The organism is Bifidobacterium miconisargentati, assembly GCF_019331675.1.
GTDB classification, from domain to species: Bacteria; Actinomycetota; Actinomycetes; order Actinomycetales; family Bifidobacteriaceae; genus Bifidobacterium; species Bifidobacterium miconisargentati.
Map to the genome: position 1 here is coordinate 1 of NZ_JAHBBJ010000039.1, position 1,046 is coordinate 1,046.

Below are 1,046 nucleotides of genomic sequence, written 5' to 3' on the forward strand. Positions count from 1 at the left end.
ATCCTGCGCCAGGACTTCGCCGCGTTCCTGTACCGTCTGGCCGGTGAGCCGGAGTTCGACGTGAAGGACGCCACCAAGACGTTCTCCGACGTGAACTCCAGCACCCCGCATTACAAGGAGATCCTGTGGGCCGCCTCCAACGGCGTGCTCAACGGCTTCTCCGATGGCACGTTCCGCGGTTCCCAGACGATCCTGCGCCAGGATGCGGCGGCCATGCTGTACAACCTGGTCAAGGGCCAGAACGTCGACCCGACGTTCGATGCAGCGGCTCAGCCGCAGTTCACCGACGTGAACGCTTCGACCCCGCACTACACCGCCATCATGTTCCTGTCCCAGACCGACTACGGCATCATCCGTGGTTTCTCCGACGGTAGCTTCGGTGGTACGAAGACCATCATCCGTCAGGATGCCGCGGCCTTCCTCAACAGGATCCAGCTGACCTTCGGCACCCGTCTGGACGACCTCTACAAGTGAGTCCGCTGACGGCCTGACCGTCAACCGGCAAGCCTGAACACATGGAAAAGGCTCCCACCCGAATCATCGGGTGGGAGCCTTTTCGCGTGTCGTTACGGTGTCAGTGTCGGCTCAGCCGGTCACCGTAAAGGTCACAGGGCCTTGTCGACACGGTGCAGGAACGCGGCGGCGTCGGCACGGGTCAGGTTCCACAGGCCGTGGAAGTTACCGTCGGCGTAGCCCTTCGCGATGCCCTTGTAGTTGGCGGCCCACAGGACCTCGGTGGAGTGCGCGGTCGTCGCGATGTCGGCGAACGTGTTCTCGACCTTCACGTTCTTCACGCTATCCGCATTGACCAGCTTGGCGGTGCGGTAGAAGAACGCCATGGCGTCCTGACGGACCACGGTGCGGGTGCCGCCGAACGTGCCGTCCGGGTAACCCTTGATGATGCCGTTCTTCGCGGCCCACAGGATCTCCTTGTAGTGAGGGGTCGCCGGGGTCACATCGGAGAAGATGTTATCCGAGGCGGACACCGTGTAGGCCGGGGAGCCGGCCAGACGGTACAGCATCGCGGCGAAGTCCTGGCGCAGGAT

General features: G+C 63.2%; 2 protein-coding genes. One reads left to right on the top strand and one right to left on the bottom strand.

Annotation, left to right across the window (positions count from 1 at the left end; all coding sequences use genetic code 11):
• Positions 1-474 (top strand): S-layer homology domain-containing protein (locus tag KIH81_RS11915; protein WP_214305519.1); only part of this gene is annotated, 474 nt, incomplete at its 5' end.
• A gap of 131 nt (positions 475-605) precedes the next feature.
• On the opposite strand, the gene KIH81_RS11920 is transcribed toward KIH81_RS11915, so the two are convergent.
• Positions 606-1,046 (bottom strand): S-layer homology domain-containing protein (locus tag KIH81_RS11920; RefSeq protein WP_214305520.1); only part of this gene is annotated, 441 nt, incomplete at its 5' end.